Origin of the sequence: Streptomyces sp. NPDC048506 (assembly GCF_040651315.1) — a bacterium.
Lineage (GTDB): Bacteria > Actinomycetota > Actinomycetes > Streptomycetales > Streptomycetaceae > Streptomyces.
In genome coordinates this window covers 106,043-124,999 of the sequence record NZ_JBEZIX010000027.1, presented here as the reverse complement: position 1 = coordinate 124,999, position 18,957 = coordinate 106,043, and the positions used below count along the sequence as shown (strand labels likewise).

The 18,957-nt window shown below is 73.9% G+C and carries 16 protein-coding genes and 1 pseudogene; 9 read left to right on the top strand and 8 right to left on the bottom strand.

From position 1 onward, the window contains the following. From AB0C96_RS22795 to AB0C96_RS22785, 3 genes and pseudogenes are all read right to left on the bottom strand, one after another. Positions 1-158 (bottom strand): annotated as a pseudogene (locus AB0C96_RS22795) (sugar ABC transporter permease); the annotation flags it as partial. A gap of 198 nt (positions 159-356) precedes the next feature. Continuing rightward, positions 357-1,307 (bottom strand): sugar-binding domain-containing protein, encoded by a 951-nt coding sequence (locus AB0C96_RS22790; protein WP_362919525.1) that lies wholly within the window; start codon positions 1,305-1,307, stop codon positions 357-359. A 58-nt stretch (positions 1,308-1,365) separates the two neighbouring features. Then, positions 1,366-2,709 carry an MFS transporter gene (locus AB0C96_RS22785; protein ID WP_362919524.1) on the bottom strand — a complete coding sequence of 448 codons (1,344 nt, stop codon included), beginning with the start codon at positions 2,707-2,709 and terminating at the stop codon, positions 1,366-1,368. Between the two features lie 158 nt (positions 2,710-2,867). On the opposite strand from AB0C96_RS22785, the gene AB0C96_RS22780 reads away from it, so the two are divergent. Genes AB0C96_RS22780 through xylB form a run of 3 tightly spaced genes read left to right on the top strand, consistent with a single transcriptional unit; the run spans position 2,868 to position 6,167 of the window. Beyond that, positions 2,868-3,674: a DeoR/GlpR family DNA-binding transcription regulator gene (locus AB0C96_RS22780; RefSeq protein WP_362919523.1), complete on the top strand. Its 807-nt coding sequence runs from the start codon at positions 2,868-2,870 to the stop codon at positions 3,672-3,674. A gap of 47 nt (positions 3,675-3,721) precedes the next feature. Then, a complete protein-coding gene (locus AB0C96_RS22775; protein WP_362919522.1) occupies positions 3,722-4,720 on the top strand; it encodes a zinc-dependent alcohol dehydrogenase family protein in 999 nt (332 codons plus the stop codon). 43 nt (positions 4,721-4,763) lie between these two features. Beyond that, on the top strand, positions 4,764-6,167 hold the full coding sequence (gene xylB / locus AB0C96_RS22770) for a xylulokinase (RefSeq protein WP_362919521.1): 1,404 nt from the start codon (positions 4,764-4,766) through the stop codon (positions 6,165-6,167). Between the two features lie 27 nt (positions 6,168-6,194). Here xylB and AB0C96_RS22765 read toward each other — a convergent pair whose 3' ends face one another. Continuing rightward, positions 6,195-8,288: a SpoIIE family protein phosphatase gene (locus AB0C96_RS22765; RefSeq protein WP_362919520.1), complete on the bottom strand. Its 2,094-nt coding sequence runs from the start codon at positions 8,286-8,288 to the stop codon at positions 6,195-6,197. A gap of 237 nt (positions 8,289-8,525) precedes the next feature. Between AB0C96_RS22765 and AB0C96_RS22760 the strand changes: the two genes are divergently transcribed. Further along, a complete protein-coding gene (locus AB0C96_RS22760) occupies positions 8,526-9,299 on the top strand; it encodes a PE-PGRS family protein (protein ID WP_362919519.1) in 774 nt (257 codons plus the stop codon). A gap of 234 nt (positions 9,300-9,533) precedes the next feature. Here the strand turns inward: AB0C96_RS22760 and AB0C96_RS22755 are convergent, their stop codons facing one another. Further along, on the bottom strand, positions 9,534-9,824 hold the full coding sequence (locus AB0C96_RS22755) for a zf-HC2 domain-containing protein (protein ID WP_362919518.1): 291 nt from the start codon (positions 9,822-9,824) through the stop codon (positions 9,534-9,536). A gap of 49 nt (positions 9,825-9,873) precedes the next feature. On the opposite strand from AB0C96_RS22755, the gene AB0C96_RS22750 reads away from it, so the two are divergent. Next, on the top strand, positions 9,874-10,533 hold the full coding sequence (locus tag AB0C96_RS22750; protein WP_362919517.1) for a sigma-70 family RNA polymerase sigma factor: 660 nt from the start codon (positions 9,874-9,876) through the stop codon (positions 10,531-10,533). A gap of 100 nt (positions 10,534-10,633) precedes the next feature. On the opposite strand, the gene AB0C96_RS22745 is transcribed toward AB0C96_RS22750, so the two are convergent. From AB0C96_RS22745 to AB0C96_RS22735, 3 genes are read right to left on the bottom strand one after another with little or no spacing between them, the layout of a single operon-like run. Then, on the bottom strand, positions 10,634-11,104 hold the full coding sequence (locus AB0C96_RS22745; RefSeq protein ID WP_362919516.1) for a copper chaperone PCu(A)C: 471 nt from the start codon (positions 11,102-11,104) through the stop codon (positions 10,634-10,636). Then, a complete protein-coding gene (locus tag AB0C96_RS22740) occupies positions 11,101-13,485 on the bottom strand; it encodes a cation-translocating P-type ATPase (RefSeq protein WP_362919515.1) in 2,385 nt (794 codons plus the stop codon). Before AB0C96_RS22740 ends, AB0C96_RS22745 begins: the two co-directional genes overlap by 4 nt. After that, complete coding sequence (locus AB0C96_RS22735; protein WP_362919514.1) at positions 13,482-13,766, bottom strand: hypothetical protein; 285 nt, start codon at positions 13,764-13,766, stop codon at positions 13,482-13,484. Before AB0C96_RS22735 ends, AB0C96_RS22740 begins: the two co-directional genes overlap by 4 nt. Positions 13,767-14,034: 268 nt before the next feature. Between AB0C96_RS22735 and AB0C96_RS22730 the strand changes: the two genes are divergently transcribed. The 4 genes from AB0C96_RS22730 (at position 14,035) to AB0C96_RS22715 (ending at position 18,952) form a co-directional block, all read left to right on the top strand. Then, complete coding sequence (locus AB0C96_RS22730; RefSeq protein ID WP_362919513.1) at positions 14,035-15,375, top strand: cytochrome P450; 1,341 nt, start codon at positions 14,035-14,037, stop codon at positions 15,373-15,375. After that, positions 15,372-16,322, top strand: a complete 951-nt coding sequence (locus tag AB0C96_RS22725) for an isocyanide synthase family protein (RefSeq protein ID WP_362919535.1) — start codon at positions 15,372-15,374, stop codon at positions 16,320-16,322. The genes AB0C96_RS22730 and AB0C96_RS22725 overlap by 4 nt, the downstream gene beginning before the upstream one ends. Positions 16,323-16,455: 133 nt before the next feature. Further along, positions 16,456-17,511: a hypothetical protein gene (locus AB0C96_RS22720; RefSeq protein WP_362919512.1), complete on the top strand. Its 1,056-nt coding sequence runs from the start codon at positions 16,456-16,458 to the stop codon at positions 17,509-17,511. Next, complete coding sequence (locus tag AB0C96_RS22715; protein WP_362919511.1) at positions 17,498-18,952, top strand: hypothetical protein; 1,455 nt, start codon at positions 17,498-17,500, stop codon at positions 18,950-18,952. Before AB0C96_RS22720 ends, AB0C96_RS22715 begins: the two co-directional genes overlap by 14 nt. The last annotated feature ends 5 nt before the right edge of the window (positions 18,953-18,957 follow it).

The following is an 18,957-nucleotide window of genomic DNA, read 5'->3' as shown; positions in this document are numbered from 1 at the left end:
TTCCAGCGGAGGAAGGAGATCACCACCGTTGCCACGAACGGGAGTTGGGTGACGACGACGAGGAAGACCAGCGCCGGCAACAGAGGGGCACGACGGGCCCGGGCCCTGGAGCGTTCGGCGGCGGCGCGGGGGCGGGGCGCGGCAGTCGGGCCGTGCATCGAGGCGTCCGTGGCTCGCGTACGGCGTCGTGGTCTCACGGCTGGCACCTTTCACCCCGCCCGCTCCTGGCCCGCAGGGGTATATAACCCGCGTCCGCGGCCGGACGAGGCCCCGTCGTGGCGGGCGGAAGGCACGATTCCCCGGGCGCTCCCACCAATGGAGCAAGGGCCGATGGAGCAAGGAACGCACGGGGCGCGTCAGAGCAGGGTCCGGGCAACCGCGGCGTCGGTGACCACACCGTTGAAGAGGCCGGTCCTGAGGGCCGCCGAAGCGGCGGTCGCCCGTTGGATGCCGTCGGCCATGAGGATCACGTCGGGGACCGCGCGCAGCTCGTCGAAGCTGATGGCGATGGTCCGTTCGGCGAGTTCGGGGACGAGGGTATTCCCCTCGGCGTCCAGCAGCCGGCCGGCGACTTCCGCACACACGCCCCGGCGCCGGTAGTCCTCGCGCTCCGCCTCGCTGAGCCCGTCGTAGACGGTGGAGAGCCCCGGCCCCCAGCCGCCGACCGTGACCACGGCCTTGGTCACGGCACCGAAGTGGCGGACCGCATCGACGATGCCGGGCTGCTCCCGCAGCATCCGGGCCGCCGTGGCGTCGGGCAGCAACAGGGGCGCGTAGATGGGGTAGACGGCGCCCCTCGCGATGGTGGCGGCCCGGCGCACCGCCTCCACGGCGGTCACGTCGACGGGGCGCAGCGGGGTCACTCCGCAGAGCTGGACGACCGTGCACCGGGCGAGGGTGGTCAGTCCGAGACCGACGGCCTCGACCTCCGGGCCCCAGACCATCCCGAGGACGTCGTCCTCGGTGACGATCTCGGCGAGCAGGTCGGCGGTGACGGCGCCGAGGCGGCGGGTGGCCTGCACCGTGTCGTCCGGGACCTCCTGCCGTGCGTCGATGACGATGGCGTGGCGCAGGCCGTAGCGCGTGCGCAGGGCGTCGGAGAGATCGGCGTCGAGCTCGGCGGGCAGCTGTATCTCCAGCCGGATCAGGCCGTCCCGGAGGGCGGACTCCAGCGTGCGGGCCACCTTGAACCGACTGATGCCGAACTCGTCGGCGATCTCCATCTTGGACTTGCCCTCAAGGTAGAACCGCCGGGCCATCGCGGCCGTCTGGACCAGGTACTCCGGGCCGGTGTGGTGTGTGCGCATATCCCATCAGACCTATCGCTCGAATGAGCAGATATCTCTCATATGCACTTGTTTCCCATTAAAGCTCCCGGGAGGCCGCTGTCAATGCCGCCGTCGGCCGTTCCGCCGGGTGCACGACGGTGGCAGCACCGCGGCCCGCCGGCGGCTCGGGCGTCTTCATGCGCAGCACCAGGACGGTGCTGAGCAGATGCAGGGCGGCGTAGATCCCCATGACTCCCCCGATGCCGAGCGGGCCGATGAAGACCGTGCCGATGAGCGGGCCGAAGGCCATGCTGGCGCCGGCGCCCAGCGTGTAGGCCGACATGATCTGCCCCTTGCGTTCCGGGGCCTGCGCGGTCATCAGCGGGGGCAACGGAACGTACCCGGCCATGCCGACGCCCAGCGCGCCGGCCGCGATCGCGACCAGCGGGTAGTCGTGTCCGGCGACCTCGGGCACGTAGTACAGCGCCAGACAGGCGAGGGCCGACACCACGCCGCCGAGCCAGGCGACGGTCCCGCGCCGGCTCCACCGGTCGCCGAGCGCACCGAAGAGCACCACGCAGGCGAGGTTGCTGACCATCATCACGATCAGCAGCGAGGCCCACTCCTGCGCGCTGAAGCCGATCCGGTCGACGAGGAAGAGCGGGGTGAAGACCCACACGCCGAACTGCGAGGTGGTGTTGATGAGTCGGACCACCGCGCCCATGCCGACCCGCGGCTCGGCGAACATGACGGTGAAACAGCCCAGGACGGTGCGCGGCAGGCCGACCCGCTCCGAATCCCTGGACAGGCCCTGGAATCCGGTGCGTTCACGCAGTAGGACCAGGACGACCAGGGTGCCCGCGACGATCATGGCCAGAGAGATCCACAGCGTGCGGTAGAAGCCGATCGTGGGCTTGAGCCAGGAGACGAGGGCGGAGCCGAGGACGGGGTAGCCCATGGTGAAGCAGAACCAGAACCAACCGAGCGCCTTGCCGAGTTGCCGCTCCGGGGCGCCCGCCATGATCCAGACCATGAACCCGTAGGCGAACAGCGGATATCCGAAGCCGCGCAGGCCGTAGCAGAGCAGGATCAGCGGGTAGGAGTGGGCGGGGACGGCGACCGCGAGCAGCAGGGCGTGGCAGACCGCCCAGCAGGCGGCGCCGGCCATCATCACCCGGCGCGGCCCCCACAGGTCCGAGAGCCCGCCCGCCAGGAAGGCGCCCACGGCGGCGGTGACCCCGTAGGCGGTGAAGACGATGCCGACGCTCGCCTCCGCGAAGCCGAGGTCGGTCTTGAGGTACGTGGGCAGATAGCTGGTCTCCACGCCGTCGCCGATCATGAAGAGCAGGACGCCGACGTAGCCCCAGACGAGGGCCCGGGGGATCCCGAGGACGGCGGGGCGGGGCGGTGGCGCAGCGCGCTCGGGGGACGTGGACAGCACGGGCGGGGACCTCCTGACGGGCCGGGCTTTCACCCAACGGGCGTGCATCAGACTGAACAACCTCACAGAGAATTTCAAGAGCTTCACATAAAGTGTGTGATGTTCTAGGGTGAGAGCACGGCGAGAACCGCCGTGGAAGCGAACGGGGGCACCCCACGATGAGAGCGAGCCGCGGCTCCGAGGCCGAGGTGGAGGACCGCCGCCAGGCGGTGCTGCGCCATGTCGCGCAGGAGGGCGAGATCCGCATCGCCGACCTCGCCGCGCGCATGCACGTCAGCGTGATGACCATGCACCGGGACCTGGACAACCTCCACGAGCGGCAACTGCTGCGCAAGGGCCGCGGGGTGGCGACGGCCTTCTCCAACGTCGCGATGGAGAGCGCGCTGCGCTTCCGGGAGAACGCCAACGTCGCGGTCAAGAGCGCCATCGCCGACGCGCTCGCCCAGGAGGTCTCCCCCGGCGACACGGTGCTGATCGACTGCGGCTCCACGCTCTTCCCGCTCGCCCGCCGGCTCGCCACCGTCGAAGGGATCCGCGTGGTCACCAACTCGCTGCGCGTCACCTACCTCCTGGCGGCGGCACCGGCCGAGGTGACGCTGCTGGGCGACCGCTTCTACGAGGACTTCGAGTCATGCGCCGGCCCGCAGACCCGGCGCCAACTCCAGGACATCCGCGCCACCGTCGCGTTCGTCACCGCCACCTCGGTCCGCGACGGGCGGCTCTTCCATCCGGTGCGCGAGTACGCCGAGACCAAGCAGGCGTACCTGGACGCCGCCGACCGCGCCGTACTCGCCGTCGACCACAGCAAGTTCGGCCGCACCGCCACCTACCCCTACGGCGACGTCGGCGGCTACGACCTGCTGGTCACCGACACCGACACCCCGGAGAGCGAGCTCCGACCCGTCCGCGACCTCGGCGTCGAGGTCCGCACGGTCGCGGTACCCACCGACGATCCCCACAGCTGAGCCGGCCCGAGCCGAGGCTCCCGCATCCCCCGAGAGAGGCCCCATCCATGCGCGCCGTCGTCATCCACACCCCCGGGCACTACGAGGTCACCACCGTTGCCGACCCCACCCCGGGCCCCGGCGAGGTCATCGTCGCACCCGCCGCGGTGGGCATCTGCGGCACCGATGTGCACATCGTCGAGGGGGAGTTCGCGCCCACCCCGTACCCCATCGTGCCCGGGCACGAGTTCACCGGCGAGATCGTCGCGCTGGGGCCGGGAGTGAACGGCCTGCGCACCGGCGAGCAGGTCGCCGTGGACCCGTCGCTGTTCTGCGGCGCCTGCCACTACTGCGCGATCGGGCACGGCAACCTGTGCGAGAACTGGGGCGCGATCGGCGACACCGTGGACGGTGCGATGGCCGAGTACGTCAAGGTGCCGGCCGCCAACTGCTACCGGCTGCCGGAGAGCGTCGACGTCGCCCAGGGCACGCTGATCGAGCCGCTGTCGTGCGCGGTGCGCGGCTTCGACGTCCTGCCGCGCCGGCTCGGCGACCACTACCTCGTCTACGGCGCCGGCACCATGGGCCTGATGATGCTTCAGCTCGCCAGGGCGGCCGGCGCGGCCTCCCTCTCGGTGGTCGACATCAACCAGGACCGGCTGAAGGTCGCCGAACGGCTCGGCGCGGACGCCACCGCGGTGAGCGCCGCCGAACTCGACCGGCCGCAGGGCTGGGAGACCGTCATCGACTGCACCGGCGTCATCCCCGTCATCGAGGACGGCCTGGGCCGGGTGCGCCGCGGTGGCACCTTCCAGCAGTTCGGCGTGGCGCCGTCCGCCGCCACGGCGTCCTTCTCGCCGTTCCGCGTCTACAACGACGAGATCACCATCGTCGGGTCGATGGCCGTCCTGCACAGCTTCGGGCGTGCCGTGGACCTGATGGCGAAGGGGGTCATCGACGCCGACACGATGATCACCCACAGCTTCGGGCTGGACGACTTCGGCGCCGCGCTCCAGACGTTCCGCGACGGCTCCGGCCGCAAGATCCAGCTCCGCCCGCAGGGCTGAACTCCCCTACCGTCCCGTCCCGTTGCACGGAAGCGACATCGTCATGCCCACAGTTGCCGGGGTGGACTCCTCCACCCAGTCCTGCAAGGTCGTCGTCTGTGACGCCGACACCGGGGAGATCCTCCGTCGGGGCCGCGCCGCCCATCCCGACGGCACCGAAGTCGCCCCCGAGGCCTGGTGGCGGGCGCTCCTCGAAGCGGGCGACGGTCTCCTGGACGGCGTGGACGCGGTGGCGGTCGCCGGCCAACAGCACGGTCTGGTGGCCCTGGACGCGGCCGGGCAGCCGGTGCGCGCGGCGCTGCTGTGGAACGACACCCGCTCGGCCGGGGCCGCGGCGGACCTCGTCGACGAGCTCGGCGGGCCGGAGAAGTGGGCCCGGGCCGTCGGCACCGTACCGGTCGCGGCCATCACCGTCGCCAAGCTGCGCTGGCTGGCCGAGCACGAGCCGCACAACGCACACCGCACCGACCGGGTGCTGCTGCCGCACGACTGGCTGACCTGGCAGTTGTGCGGCGGCCCCGGTACCGGTGCGGAACCGGTCACCGACCGGGGAGACGCCTCCGGTACCGGCTACTGGTCGCCGGCCGAGGGCGGCTACCGCCGCGACCTGCTCGCCCTCGCCTTCGGCGAGGGCTCCCTCGAACTGCCCCGCGTGCTCGGCCCGTACGAGGCGGCCGGCCGTACCCCGCACGGGGCCCTGGTCGGGCCGGGGACCGGCGACAACATGGGCGCGGCCCTGGGGCTGGGCATCCGGCCGGGTGATGTGGTGATCTCGCTGGGGACCAGCGGTACCGCCTTCGCCCTCGCCGAGCGACCGGCGGGCGACCCCACCGGCGCGGTCGCCGGCTTCGCCGACGCCACCGGCCGCTTCCTGCCGCTGGTGTGCACCCTCAACGCCGCCCGGGTGCTCAGCTCCACCGCCCGTATGCTCGGCACCTCGCTGGACGACCTCGACGCCCTCGCCCGGGCGGCCGAGCCCGGTGCCGGCGGCCTGGTCCTGCTGCCGTACCTGGGCGGCGAGCGCACCCCCAACCTCCCTGAAGCCGCGGGCAGTCTGATGGGCATGCGCAAGGCGAACATGCACCCGCCGAACCTCGCCCGGGCGGCCGTCGAAGGGATGCTGTGCAACATGGCCGACGCCCTGGACCGGCTGCGGGCCCAGGACGTCAGCGCCCGGCGGGTCCTCGTCATCGGCGGGGCGGCCAAGGCCCCCGTCGTCGGCGAGATCGCCGCGGAGGTCTTCGGCACCCCGGTCACCGTGCCGGAACCGGAGGAGTACGTCGCCCTGGGCGCCGCGCGACAGGCCGCCTGGACGCTGGCGGGCACCCCGGAGCCGCCGCACTGGCCGCTCGCCGCGGCCCGGGAGATCCCCGCCCCCGACGACGCCTCCACCGGCCGGCGCATCCGCGCGGCCTACGCGCACGCCCGGTCGACGGTCCACGGCTGACCGCGGGCGCGCGGTGCCCGGGGCGGGTCACCGCGGGGACGGCGTACCGGGCCGCCGGGGGCGGACCCGGGCGATCAGCAGGGCGACGTCATCCGGGTTGTCCGGGTCGCGGAGCGCTTCGAGGAGCCGGTCGCAGGTGTGCTCCAAGGAGCGGTCGGGCTCGCCCAGCAGGTCCAGGAGGAGGTCCAGGCGCTCGTCGAGGGTGTCGTCGCGGGTCTCGACCAGGCCGTCGGTGTAGAGGACCAGCCGGTCGCCGGGGCGCAGGCTGAAGGTGGTGTCCTCGAACGGGACTCCGCCGACCCCGAGCGGGACGCCGCTGGGCAGGTCGAGCAGTTCGGGCGGTTCGCCGTGGCGCAGCAGCGCTGGGGGCAGGTGCCCGGCGACGGCGATGCGGCAGACGTCCTGGTGCGGGTCGTGGACCGCGTAGGCACAGGTGGCGTACTGCTGGAGGCCGGCGGTGATCTTGTCGATGTGCCGCAGTACCTCGGTCGGTGGGATGTCGAGGTCGGCCAGGGTCGAGGTGGCGGTGCGCAGCCGTCCCATGGTGGTGGCGGCGTTGATGCCGCTGCCCATCACATCGCCCACGACGAGCGCGGTCTTGTCCGCCGTGAGCGGGATGACGTCGAACCAGTCGCCGCCGACCTCGCTGGCGGAGCCGGCGGGCTGGTAACGGGTGGCGATCTCCAGGTCGGGCCGGTGCGGCGGGTGGTCCGGGAGCAGGCTGCGCTGGAGGGTGACGGCGGTGTTGCGCAGGCTCTGGTAGAGGCGGGCGTTGTCGATGCACACCGCGGCGCGGTCGGCCAGCTCCCCGGCGAGGGTGAGGTCGTCCTCGTCGAACGGCACGGGGTTGCGGGCGCGGGTGAGGCCGAGCGCGCCGAGGACCTCGCCGCGGGCGATCAGCGGCGTGGTGAGGTACGTGTGGATGCCGGCGTCGGCCAGGAGGGCGGCGGCCTCGGGGTCCCGGGCGATGTGTGACAGGTCCCGGTCGTCGACGTGCGGTATCAGGATCGGGCTGCCGGTGCGCACGCACCGGGTGACCAGCCGGTCGGGCCCGTAGCTGGCGAGGTGCCCGGGCGGGTCCGCGGCACGGACCGCAAGGGTGGGGTAGGCCGCCTTCACCGCGAGGGCCCGGAAGAGCGCGTGCTCGGCGCCCGAGGTGGGGCGACGGTCCTCCAGGACGGAGTCCAGGACGTCGACCGCGGCCACGTCGGCGAGTTCGGGCACCGCGACGTCGGCGAGTTCACGGGCGGTGCGCTCCACCTCCAGCGTGGTGCCGATACGGGCGGAGCCGTCGACGAGCAGGGCCAGGCGCCGCCGGGCGCGGGCGGTCTCGGCGGCCGCGCGATGCCGGTCGGTGACGTCCACCACCAGGCCGGCCACGCCGAGGACCCGCCCGCCGGGGTCCTCCAGCCGGTAGAGCGAGAGCGACCAGGCGTGTTCGCGGTCGGGGTCGGCGGGGGTGCGGCCCACGGTGTACTCGTCGACGAGGGGCCTTCCGGTCTCCAGGACGTGGCGCAGCGCGGCCTCCAGCCGGTCGATGTCCAGCAGTGGCAGTACCTCGCGGACCGACCGGCCGAGGTGCTCCTCGGCCGTGATGCCGTTCATCCGCTCCAGTGCGGGGTTGATCGCCAGGTACCGCAGGTCGGTGTCGAGGACCGCCAGGCCGATCGGGGACTGGGAGACCAGCCGCGTCGACAGGGCGACGTCCCGTTCCACCTGGCGCAGGACCGACTCGTCGGTGGCGATGCCCAGGGCGTAGAGGTCGCCCCGGTCGTCCAGCAGCCGCATGTTGCGGAACTCCACGAGCCGGGTGCTGCCGTCCTTGTGTCGCACCGGGAAGGCGCCGGCCCAGCTCCGGCCGGTCCCCATCACCTCGTTGAACAGCCGGATCACCAGCCCCAGATGCCGCTTGTGGACCAGCAGCCGGCCGGCGTACTCGCCCAGCGCCTCCTGCGCGGAGTAGCCGAACAGCTCCTCGGCCTGCGGGCTCCACAGCACGATCCGGCCCTCGGCGTCCAGGACCACCGCCGCGACGCTGAGCAGGTCCAGCAGCCCGCTGGGCTGCGGCGCCGAGGAGGCCGACGGTTCGCCCGCGGGACCGAAGGGGTCGGCTGTCCTCATCCCCGGCACTCCCTCCGCCTGTGGGCGGCGGCCCGCGGCCCGTCGGTCGCCGGCCGTGGCCTGCGACCGCGGCACACCTCGCCGTGCTTCCATGGTCCCCGGACCTGGGCCTTCGCGCAGCACACGCGGTACGACGGCGGCCCGCCCGGCCGCCCGGCCGCCGTACGGCGGCCGAGAGCGCTCCGGGGTGCCCCTGTCGTCCCGACGCCGGGGCGGGGTGCGACGATGGGCCCTGTCATGGATGCGGGGCAGGTTCTCAGGGGGCTACGCGCCGCGGTGTTCGCGACGGTGTGTGTGCTGCTCGCCGCGCTGGGACACGTGGTGATGTCGGATGCCACGATCCCCGCATGGATGCTGCTCGCGGCCGGGGTGGGAACCGCGGCCGGTGCCTGGTGCTGCGCGGGCCGGGAGCGCGGGCCGCTGGTGGTCGGACTGTTGACCGTCGGCACCCAGGCCGCCCTGCACAGCGCCTTCTCGTTCGGCCAGGCGGTGGCGGCCGGATCCGGCGCCGGCGGCGGGCGGTTGTCGCTGGCACGGCAGTGGGCGGACGCCTTCATGTGTGGTGCGCAGGGGATGCAGATCTCCGACGGTACGGCCGCACGGATGCTCCAGCTGATGCACCGGCAGATGGCCGCCGCACCGGAGATGCACGGGATGCCGGGCATGCCGGGGATGGCGGGCATGGCGCAACCGGGCCGGCTGTCGCCGCACATGGACCACGCGGGCCCGATGACGCACGGCAGCTCGACCGGCATGCTCGCGGCCCACCTGCTCGTCGCGCTGCTCAGCGCGGCGTGGCTGTGGGGCGGCGAGCGGGCGGCGTTCCGGCTGGTCCGCAGCGTGTCGGCGTGGCTGTTCGCGCCGCTGGTCCTGGTGCTGCGGGCGGTACTGCCCGAGGTGCGGCGCGTGGTGCGCACGGCCCGGCAGGAGCCGCGGCGGGCGGTGCAGCAGTTGCTGCTCGCCCATGCGATGTCCCTACGGGGTCCGCCGTATGGGCCGGCTGTCTGCTGACAGCACGGTCGAATTCCCGAGCCGTTGGACGGACGGGCGCTGAAGGCTGCGCACCTGCGCCGAGCGCCGGCGTCCCGGCTCCGACTTCACCGGTCGCCGCCGCGCGCGGGGACCGGACCATGCGAAGGACTCCAGATGATGAATCCTGTCCGGATGTCGGTGGGCGCGGTGCCTGGCTCCGCCGCCGCCGACGCCTGTGCGGGCGGGGCCGGGCGCCCGTCCGGCACCCGTGGATCAACCCGCTCCACCCGCCTGTTCGCCGTCCGGCACGACCGTGCCGGCACCGCGTCGCGCGGACACCGACCGCAGCCGCGCGAGCAGCGCCTCGCCGGCCGCCGGATCGTCCTCGGCCCGCGCCGCGGCACGATCGAGGTGCTCGGTCAGCGCCCGTGCCTGTGCCTCCCACCGTCGGCAGTCCCGGCACCGCGCGAGGTGCGCGTCGAGCCCGCCGGGGGTGAGGCCGGGCGGCAGGTCCTCCCCGTCGAGGCGGGCGGAGAGGGCCGTACGGATGCGCGAGCAGTGCATACGGCCATCCTCCCCGACGCCCCGGAGTACGGCGAGGGACGGTCGCGGTATGCGGGATGACGAGGCGGTGACGGGCTGGGCGCTGGCCGCCCGTGGCGGTGACGAGCGGGCCGTCGAGCAGTTCGTGCGGGCCACCCAGCTCGATGTGCGGCGCTATGTGACGCATCTGAGCGGTGATCCGCAGGCGACCGACGACCTGGTGCAGGACACCTATGTGCGGGCGCTGCGGAGCCTGCCGCGGTTCGAGGGCCGGTCGTCGGCGCGGACCTGGCTGCTGACGATCGCCCGGCGGGTGGTCGCGGACCGGTTCCGGTCCCAGGCGGTCCGGCCCCGGCTGGCGGCGACCGACGACTGGCAGTCGGCGGCGGAGCGGGTGCAGCCGCGCGGGGTGCCGGGGTTCGACGAGGGCATCGCACTGGCCGAACTGCTCGCCGTGCTGGTGCCGGAGCGGCGGGAGGCGTTCGTACTCACCCAGCTGCTGGGCCTGCCGTACGCGGCGGCCGCCGGGGTGATGGGCTGCCCGGTGGGGACCGTACGGTCCCGGGTGGCGCGGGCCCGGGAGACGCTGGTCGGGCTGCTGACCGAGGCGGAGCGGGCGGACGCCGGGCGAGCGGGCGACGAGTCGACCGGTGCGGCCGAGCGGCCCGCGCCGATCGGGCTGCCGGCACCGTCCGGGCGGCCCCGGGCGCTGGCGGGTGCGCCGGCCTGACCGGCGCCGCGCCGGTGCGCCCACCGGTGACGGGGTTCACGGACCGCCGGTGTGCGGCCGTGAACCCCGTTCCGGGGCCTGCCGGGCGGGCGCGACGGCCTCAGCCGCCGGGGCGCACCGCCCGTGCCCGGACGGTCTGCGGTGGGCTGTCGCGGAAGTGCAGGGTGAGGGTGATCCGCTCCCCCGGTGCGAGCGCCGGGGGCGGGCTGATCATGACGTCCAGGGTGGTCGGTGTCATCCGCAGGGTGCCGCCGGCCGGGACGGTGACCGCCCGGACCATGGCCATGCTCCGGGCGTTCCGCCCGATGTCGACGGTGCGGCTGAGCATCGCCCGGTGTCCGGCCGGCCCGGTGACGCCCGTCAGGACGTCGTCCGCGCCGCCGGTGTTGCGGAGGGTGAAGAAGGCGGCGGTGGCCTCGCGGCCGGACGGGACCAGCACCCGGCCCTCGGTGACGGTCAGCCGCGCGGGGGTTCCCGCGTTGCCGGTGGCCGTCCAGGCGGTGAGGGTGCCCAGGGTCGCCAGGCAGGTGAGCAGCGGTACGGCGACGGCTGCCGTGGACGGCCGGTTCATGCGGTCTCCCCCGTGGTGCGGGTACGGCGGCGACCGGCGGGGCCGGTGCCGTGGGCGGGTCGGCGCCCCGTGCCGGCCGGCTGCCAGCCGCGCAGGCGGAGGCTGTTGCCGACGACGAGCAGGGAGCTGGCGGACATGGCGGCGGCCGCCAGCATCGGGTTGAGCAGGCCGACGGCGGCCAGCGGCACGGTGACGAGGTTGTAGCCGAAGGCCCAGACGAGGTTGGTGCGGATGGTGCCCAGGGTGCGGCGGGCCAGCCGTACCGCGTCGGGGACGGCCTGGAGGTCCTCCCGTACGAGGGTGACGTCGGCGGCGCCGATCGCGGCGTCGGTGCCGCTGCCCATGGCGATGCCGAGGTCGGCGAGGGCCAGGGCCGCGGCGTCGTTGACGCCGTCGCCGACGACGGCGACCCGATTGCCCTGCGCCTTCAGGGTGGCGACGAGGGCGGCCTTGTCCTCCGGGCGGGCCTCGGCGTGCACCTCGGTGATGGCGAGGTGACCGGCCACGGTACGGGCGGTGGCCGCCCGGTCGCCGGTGGCCAGGACCGGTCGCAGGCCCAGGCGGCGCAGATGGTCGACGGCGCGGTAGCCGTCGGGGCGCAGGGCGTCGCCGACGGCGAGTACCGCTTCCGGGGTGCCGTCGACGGTGACCTGGACCGCGGTGTGGCCGGCGGTCCCGGCCGCCCGCACCGCGTCCGCGAGCGGCGCCGGCAGGTCGGCGAGATCGCCTGGCCGGGTGCACTCCACCAGGCGCCCGTCGGCCGTCCGGCCCCGCACTCCGTACCCGGGCGTCGCCGCGAAGTCGCCGATGCGCGCGTGGAGTTGGTCGCCCGCCGGGTGGTGTGCACGGGCGTGGGCCACGATGGCGCGGGCCAGCGGGTGTTCGGAGCCCTGCTCGACGAGGGCGGCCAGCCGCAGCACCTCGGCGGGGTCGCGGCCGTCGGGGCGCGCGGTGACGGCGGTGACGGCCATCCGCCCGGTGGTGAGGGTGCCGGTCTTGTCGAGGACGACGGTGTCGATCCGGCGCAGCCGCTCCAGCGCCTGCGGACCACGGACCAGGATCCCGAGCTGCGCACCGCGGCCGGTGGCGGCCAGCAGCGCGGTGGGGGTCGCCAACCCCAGCGCACACGGGCAGGCCACGACGAGGACCGCGACCGCGGCGGTGACGGCGGCCTGGGGGGCGGCTCCGGCGCCGAGCCAGAAGCCCAGGACGGTGACCGAGACGGTCAGCACCGCGGGGACGAAGACGGCGGCGATGGCGTCGGCGAGCCGCTGGATGCGGGTCTTGCCGGTCTGGGCGTCCTCCACCAGCCGGTGGATCCGGGCGAGTTGGGTGTCCGCGCCCACCGCGTCGGCCCGTATCTCCAGCAGGCCGCCGGAGTTGACCGCGCCGCCGACGACCGCCGTGCCGGGGCCCACCTCCACCGGATGGCTCTCCCCGGTGATCAGCGACAGGTCCAGGGCGGAGCTGCCCTCGACGACGGTGCCGTCGGTGGCGACGCGTTCTCCGGGGCGTGCCAGGAAGCGGTCGCCGACCCGCAGCCGGTCGGCCGGGATCCGTCGCTCGTCGCCGTCGGCCGTGCGGACGGCGACGTCCTTGGCCGCGAGTTCGGCCAGCGCCCGGAGGGCGGAGCCGGTGCCGTGCCGGGCCCTGGCCTCCATCCGGCGGCCGGCCAGCACGAACAGCGGTACGCCGACGGCGGCTTCGAGGTAGAGGTGGGCGCTGCCGTCGCCGGCGGTGGGCAGCAGACTGAACGGCATGGTCATCCCGGGCGTGCCGGCCCCGCCGAGGAACAGCGCGTAGCCGGACCAGAGGAAGGACGCCGCCACGCCGAGCGAGACCAGGGTGTCCATGGTGGCGGCGCCGTGCCGCAGGCCGCGCAGCGCGCGGGCGTGGAACGGCGCGGCGCCCCAGACGGCGACCGGCGCGGTGAGCACGAAGCACAGCCACTGCCAGTTGCGGAACTGCCAACCGGGCACCATCGACAGGGCCAGGACGGGGAGCGAGAGCAGGGCGGTGATCAGCAGCCGCTGGCGTTCGGAGCGGGCGCCGTCGTCCGCGGGCTCCGGATGCCGGGCGGACCGGGGGCGCTCCTCGGGGTCCGGCTCGGGGTCCGGTTCGGGCAGCTGCGCGGTGAATCCGGCCGCCTCGACGGTGGTGACGAGGTCGGCGACGGACACCGCTGCGGGGTGGCGGACCGTGGCCCGGCCGGTGGCCAGGTTCACCGTCGCCGCGACGCCGGCCAGCCGGCCGAGCTTCCTCTCGACCCGGCCCACACAGGCGGCGCAGGTCATACCACCGATGGTGAGGGTGGTGGTGCGGGTGGGGTCCGGTGCCTCGGCGGTCCCGCGCTGCCGCGGTCCGGGCGGTGGCTGCGTCATCGGGTGGCCGTCCCCACGGTCACCGGGCGGGGCGCCCCGGCGCCCATGCCGTGCATCCCGCCCATGTCCCCTTCGTCGGCCGGGGTGTTGGGCCCCGTACGGGTCCCGCCGGCGGGGTGCAGTCCTGGGGCGACCGGGCCGGCGAGGGCGCCGGCACCGTAGGACAGCGCGAAGAGCACCGCCAGCAGTGCGATGAAGGCGACGACCGGGCGGGCGGGCAGCAGACGTGCGACGGCGTACGGGCGTTGGGGCCGACTGAGGTCGGCCGGAGAGCTGGACATCGCGCCATCGTGGCAGGTGGGGGCGGCGCCCAGCGGCCGATCGGGGGCCCGGCGGCATGTGAGGTTTGCCCCGTTCCGCCGCCGGAACTCGACGCCGCCGCGGCCCGACTACCTGGGTTTGGTCGGCGTCCCCGCGCCCCCGGTGCGCCCCGCCGGAGCGAATTCCCCCGCTACGGCGGGAACTCGACGCGTCCGCCGCCCGACCTTTCACACGCCGTGCCGTCCTGGTGCGGTCCGTCGCCCGACCAGCGCCGTCAAGGAGAACCCCATGTCCGCACTGCCCGACCCCGTCGAGCCGCACCGGGCCGAGGACAGACACGATCCCGCCCCCTGGAGCAGCCCGGCGGAGGAACGCCACCGGCCGTTGCCACTGTACGGAGCGGAGTACACCCGCGATCCCTATCCGCTCTACGCCGAGCTGCGGGCGCGCGGCCCGGTCCATCGGGTGCGCTTCCCCAGCGGGGTGTGCGCCTGGCTCGTCACCGGCTACCGGGCCGCCCATCAGGCGCTGACCGACGCCCGGTTGGGCAAGCACCACTCGCGCGGCAATGCGGCCTGGCGGGCCCGCGCCTCGATCATGCCCGAGCCGCAGCACTCCCAGCTCCAGGTGCACCTGCTCCACCAGGACCCGCCCCGGCACACCGAGCTGCGCCGGCTGCTCACCGATGCCTTCGCCCCGCAGCGGGTCGAGTCGCTCCGGCCGCGCTTCCAGGCGATGGCCGACGCCCTGCTCGACGCGCTTCCGGAACGCGGGGAGGCCGATCTCGTCGAGGCCTTCGCCGCCCGCTTCCCCTTCCAGGTGCTCGCCGACGTCATCGGACTGCCGACGGAGTTCGCGGACCGTTTCGACCGGGACTGGGGCAAGGTCGTCCAGCCCGTCGGTCCGACGGACCCGGGCCGGCCGGCGTACGAGGCGCGGCTGCGCGGACTACAGCAGTACATCGCCGATCTGGTCGTCCACAAACGTCTGGAGCCGGGTGAGGACCTGCTCTCCCGGCTGGTGTCCGCACGCGACGACGGGCACCTCGGCCAGGAGGAGCTGGACTCGATGGTCTTCCAGTTGCTGGTCGCGGGCCAGGAGCCGGTCACCCACCAGATCACCACCGCCCTGGTCACCCTGCTGCGCCACCCGGAGCGCCTCACCGAACTGGCCGGCCGTCCGGAGCTGCTGCCCCGCGCCGTCGAGGAACTCCTCCGGTACGACAGCGCCTTCGAGCTGACGACATGGCGGTTCTTCGCCGAGGACACCGAGCTGCACGGCACCCGCATCCCGGCGGGCGACTCCGTGATCGTCTCGTTGTGCGCCGCCAACCGCGACGGCCGGCAGTTCGCCGATCCGGACGCCCTCGACTTCGAGCGCTCCCCCAATCCGCACCTCGCCTTCGGCCACGGCATCCACTTCTGCCCCGGCGCCGCGCTCGCCCGGATCGAGTTGCAGATCGCGCTGGGTACCGTGCTGCGACGGCTGCCGAACCTGCGGCTGACCGTCCCCGACGACGAACTCCGCTGGATACCGGCGGTGTTGGCGCGAGGGGTCGACCGACTGCCGGTCGGCTACGGCCCGGCCGGTGCCTGCCCGGTGACGAACGGGCCGGTCGCCGCGTGCTGATCAGCTCCACCTCACCGCACTCCGGCCCGAGCACCGACGTCCGGGCCGTCTGCGCGGCGGTGCTCGCCACCCTGCTGCCGTACCGGCGCGCGTTGGACGCCGCGCACGAGGACGCCCCGGAGGCCTTCCCCGCCCAACTCCGCCAGCTCGCTGCCCCGGTGGCGGCCGGTGCGCCGATCCTGTTCACCCTGCCGGGCTTCCCTTGCAAGTCCCCCAACCCGGCCAAGGTGCTCGGCCGTCTGCCGGACGAGGGCGAACGGCTGGCACTGCGCTTCCTGGACGCGCTGTGCGCCCGGGTCGCGGCCGTCCATCCGCCCGGCGCGCGGGTGGTCATCTGCTCGGACGGGCACGTCTTCAGCGACCTCATCGGGGTCCCCGACCCGCACATCGACGCCTACGCCGACGCGCTGCGCGCCCTGATCCGCGCCGAGGGCCTGACCCGGCTGGACGTATTCGACCTGCGCGAGGTGTACGGGGACGGGTTGTCGCACGACGACAAACGGGCGCTGGTCGACGCCGACCACGCCCCGGAGCTGGAGAGCCTGCGGTCCCTGACCCGCAGCGACCTGTCGACCCGTCGGCTGTACCAGGGCATCACCCGGTTCCTCTTCGAGGACACCGCCGCGTTCGCCGGCACCCGCTCGGCGCTGCAACGCGACTGCCGCCGTCGGGCGTACGGCGTGATGCGCCGCAGCAGCGCCTGGGGTGCGCTGGTGGACGTCCACCATCCGGGGGCGTTCCGGCTGTCGATCCATCCGCAGCCGCGGGGCTCGGCCAAGTTCGGCATCCGGCTGCTCGACGCACCCGATGTGTGGCTGACCCCCTGGCACTCCTGCGTGCTCGAACACCCTGACGGACGGCGGGAGTTGATGCACCGGGCGGCCGCCGAGCGGCTCGGCCGGCCGGTGCTGCGCGAGGGCCGGCCGAGCCACTTCGTGGCGGGGTAGCGGGAGACGCTCGGTGGACGTCGGGGTGGTGCGCCCGGGTCCCGGGCGATTCCCGGGAAAGGCTGCGGGCGCCGGTGTTGATCACTAGATTCTCCCTCGTCCCACCTGATCACCACGGCCGATCGGAGGCAGCATGTCCGTGCGGCAGCTCGGTGTGCCCGCAGATCTGGAGACACCACGTCCCCTCCCGGCACGTTCGCCGGTTCCCCAGCGGATCAGCGCCGTCGGGGCCACCGCGGACCTGAGCCGGGTGGCGGTCGCGACGGCCGCGCCGTGGTTCCGGGAGTTCACCGCAGTGCTGCTGCTGGCGGAGGGAGCCGTGACCCGCCTCGCCGTTCCCGGGCGTCGGGACATCGTGGACCTCGTCTTCGATCCCGACGGATCGGCGCTGACCGCCATGGCCGACGGCAACTCCGTCTACCGCTGGGCGCTCGACGCGCCCGGTGAACCGTTCCGCCTCGGCATGACCGGCAGCGGCGGGTCGCGTGACCTGCCCCTCGCCCAGGCCGCGGTCGGCGGCCGGTCGTTCGCCACGGCCAACGCCTTCACCCGTAACGTCGTGGTGCGGGACGCGGCGACCCGGCACGTCCTCCACGAGGTCAGTGAGGCCTTCAAGGGCCTCGCGTACGACGAGCGGGTGGAGGGCGAAGGGACCGTCGCCCTGAGCGCCGACGGATCCCGGGTTGCCTTCTCACGCCCCCGCCGGACGTTCTACAAGGAGGACGAGGGGGTCGTCGTCCAGCAGGTCGACGGCGGAGCACACACCGAGTACCGCACCGGCATCCGCTGGACGAACGGGCTGGCGTTCCGCCCGGACGGTGCCGCGCTCGTCGCCGTGGGCACCCGACCCGACGAGACGGTGGCCACCGTCGTCGACCTGAACGACCCGGCGGGCGAACCCGAACCGGTGGTCCTGCCGACGGACGAGCGCGTCGACCGGGTCAACCTGCGGCCCGTGTGGTGCGGAGCCGAACCGCGCGTCCCGATCGTGGGCCGCGGCCGGGTCACCGTCTGGAACCTCGGCACCGCCTCCGCCCTCCGGTCGGTGCCGGTGCCAGGCCCGCGGATCGCCGCGGCGCTCACCCCCGACGGCCGCACCCTGGTGATCGCTTCGCCCGACGACGGCGTGCACGCCCACCCTCTCCCGTCACCGTCCGGAACGAAGGACCCCAGCGATGAGCGCCGTTGACGAACTCCTGAACGCACGCCCGACCGCGCAGGTCTGGCACGAGGTCTGCCTGCGTCTCGCCGAGATGGACGAGACGGAACTGGCCGCGGTCACGCCCCGGGTGCTGTCCTGGCCCGCGCAACAGCGCCCGATGCCCGACGACTGGTGGGCCCGGTGGACGGCGGGCGACGTGCGCCCGTACCACTCCCTCGCCGGAATCCGGCCGCTGGGAGCCCTCGCCGACGTCCAGGCGGGCCGGGCGCTGTCCAAGGCCGGGGTCTCCGTCGACGCCTACATCGACGCCACATTCGACGGCGAGGACGAGGACGATGATGACTACCAGGCGTCCTTCCCGTACGGGGCGACCGCGGTGGCGGCACCGTCCGGCCTGTCCTGGCTGGCGTTGGGCGCGGCGGCCGAATGGCACCACAGTGGCGGGGACATCGTCGGCTGGAGCACCCTGGAGAACGGTCGGCTGACATCGTTCCTCTCCGGATCCCACTACCACGACGAGCCCCATGACATGCAGATCAGCCCGGACGGTCGGACGGTGGTGACTGCCGTCGAAGGCCGCTGGCACGCCTGGTCCGCCGCGACCGGAGAGGAACTGTGGGTCCTTCCTGAGCGCTCCGGACCGGACGACCACGACGAAGAGCTCGACGAGGACGACGAGTTCGAGGACGAAGACGAAGAGGACGACGAGGACGACGCCGTCCTGAGCATGGACGATCTGGTCCGGATCGGCTTCAGCGGCGACGGTCGCCGGGTGGCCGCCGCAACGTGTAGCTCCGGTACGGTCGCGGTGATCGCGACCGAGACCGGCCAGGTGCTGCTCAACGTCCCCACCGGGCAGGAGGCGTTCGGCCCCGTCGCGCTGGACGCCGACGGCGAGCTGGTGGCGCACGCGTCGCCCGAGGGCCGCGTCGTGGTACGTGCGGTCGACGGAGGTGCCGTACTGGCCACCGCGGCAACCGGGCTCACCGAGGTGAACGCCCTCGCCTTCGCCCCGGACGGAACCGCCCTGTTCGCGGTGGGCGACACGGCCGCGCACGCCGCGGACCCGGATGCCCGCGTCGGCCCGGCCGCCTGCCTGCTGCACCTCGTTCCGTCCCCGGACCAGCTGTCCCTCACGGTCGGTGGGCTGGTCCGGCCGACGGAACTCCCGGGCGAGCCCGCCCCTCGGTCGCCGATCGCCAAGGCCGCGACCCGCGCCGTGTGGACCGACCGCCGCCCGCTCGCCTTCGTCGTAGGCCACGGCTCGGTGCTCTTCGATTCCGACGGCCGGACGCTGTGGGCGGACCCGGGCAACCAGATCGTCTCGTTCACTCCCGACGGGCGGGCGATGGTGACCGTCGGCGAGACCGTCGAAGCATGGTTCCTGGCCGGCCTGGCCCTGCCGGAGCGGATCGGTCCGGTCCCGACCGACGGCTCATCGGCCGGCGCACGAACGCAGGTCGGGTAGGAGCC

Excerpts from the sequence above, each read along its gene's own strand:
- AB0C96_RS22790 (WP_362919525.1), bottom strand. The coding sequence starts at position 1,307 with ATGCGCACACACCACACCGGCCCGGAGTACCTGGTCCAGACGGCCGCG.
- AB0C96_RS22780 (WP_362919523.1), top strand. The coding sequence starts at position 2,868 with ATGAGAGCGAGCCGCGGCTCCGAGGCCGAGGTGGAGGACCGCCGCCAG.
- AB0C96_RS22775 (WP_362919522.1), top strand. The coding sequence starts at position 3,722 with ATGCGCGCCGTCGTCATCCACACCCCCGGGCACTACGAGGTCACCACC.
- xylB (WP_362919521.1), top strand. The coding sequence starts at position 4,764 with ATGCCCACAGTTGCCGGGGTGGACTCCTCCACCCAGTCCTGCAAGGTC.
- AB0C96_RS22765 (WP_362919520.1), bottom strand. The coding sequence starts at position 8,288 with ATGAGGACAGCCGACCCCTTCGGTCCCGCGGGCGAACCGTCGGCCTCC.
- AB0C96_RS22760 (WP_362919519.1), top strand. The coding sequence starts at position 8,526 with ATGGATGCGGGGCAGGTTCTCAGGGGGCTACGCGCCGCGGTGTTCGCG.
- AB0C96_RS22755 (WP_362919518.1), bottom strand. The coding sequence starts at position 9,824 with ATGCACTGCTCGCGCATCCGTACGGCCCTCTCCGCCCGCCTCGACGGG.
- AB0C96_RS22750 (WP_362919517.1), top strand. The coding sequence starts at position 9,874 with ATGCGGGATGACGAGGCGGTGACGGGCTGGGCGCTGGCCGCCCGTGGC.
- AB0C96_RS22745 (WP_362919516.1), bottom strand. The coding sequence starts at position 11,104 with ATGAACCGGCCGTCCACGGCAGCCGTCGCCGTACCGCTGCTCACCTGC.
- AB0C96_RS22740 (WP_362919515.1), bottom strand. The coding sequence starts at position 13,485 with ATGACGCAGCCACCGCCCGGACCGCGGCAGCGCGGGACCGCCGAGGCA.
- AB0C96_RS22735 (WP_362919514.1), bottom strand. The coding sequence starts at position 13,766 with ATGTCCAGCTCTCCGGCCGACCTCAGTCGGCCCCAACGCCCGTACGCC.
- AB0C96_RS22730 (WP_362919513.1), top strand. The coding sequence starts at position 14,035 with ATGTCCGCACTGCCCGACCCCGTCGAGCCGCACCGGGCCGAGGACAGA.
- AB0C96_RS22720 (WP_362919512.1), top strand. The coding sequence starts at position 16,456 with ATGTCCGTGCGGCAGCTCGGTGTGCCCGCAGATCTGGAGACACCACGT.
- AB0C96_RS22715 (WP_362919511.1), top strand. The coding sequence starts at position 17,498 with ATGAGCGCCGTTGACGAACTCCTGAACGCACGCCCGACCGCGCAGGTC.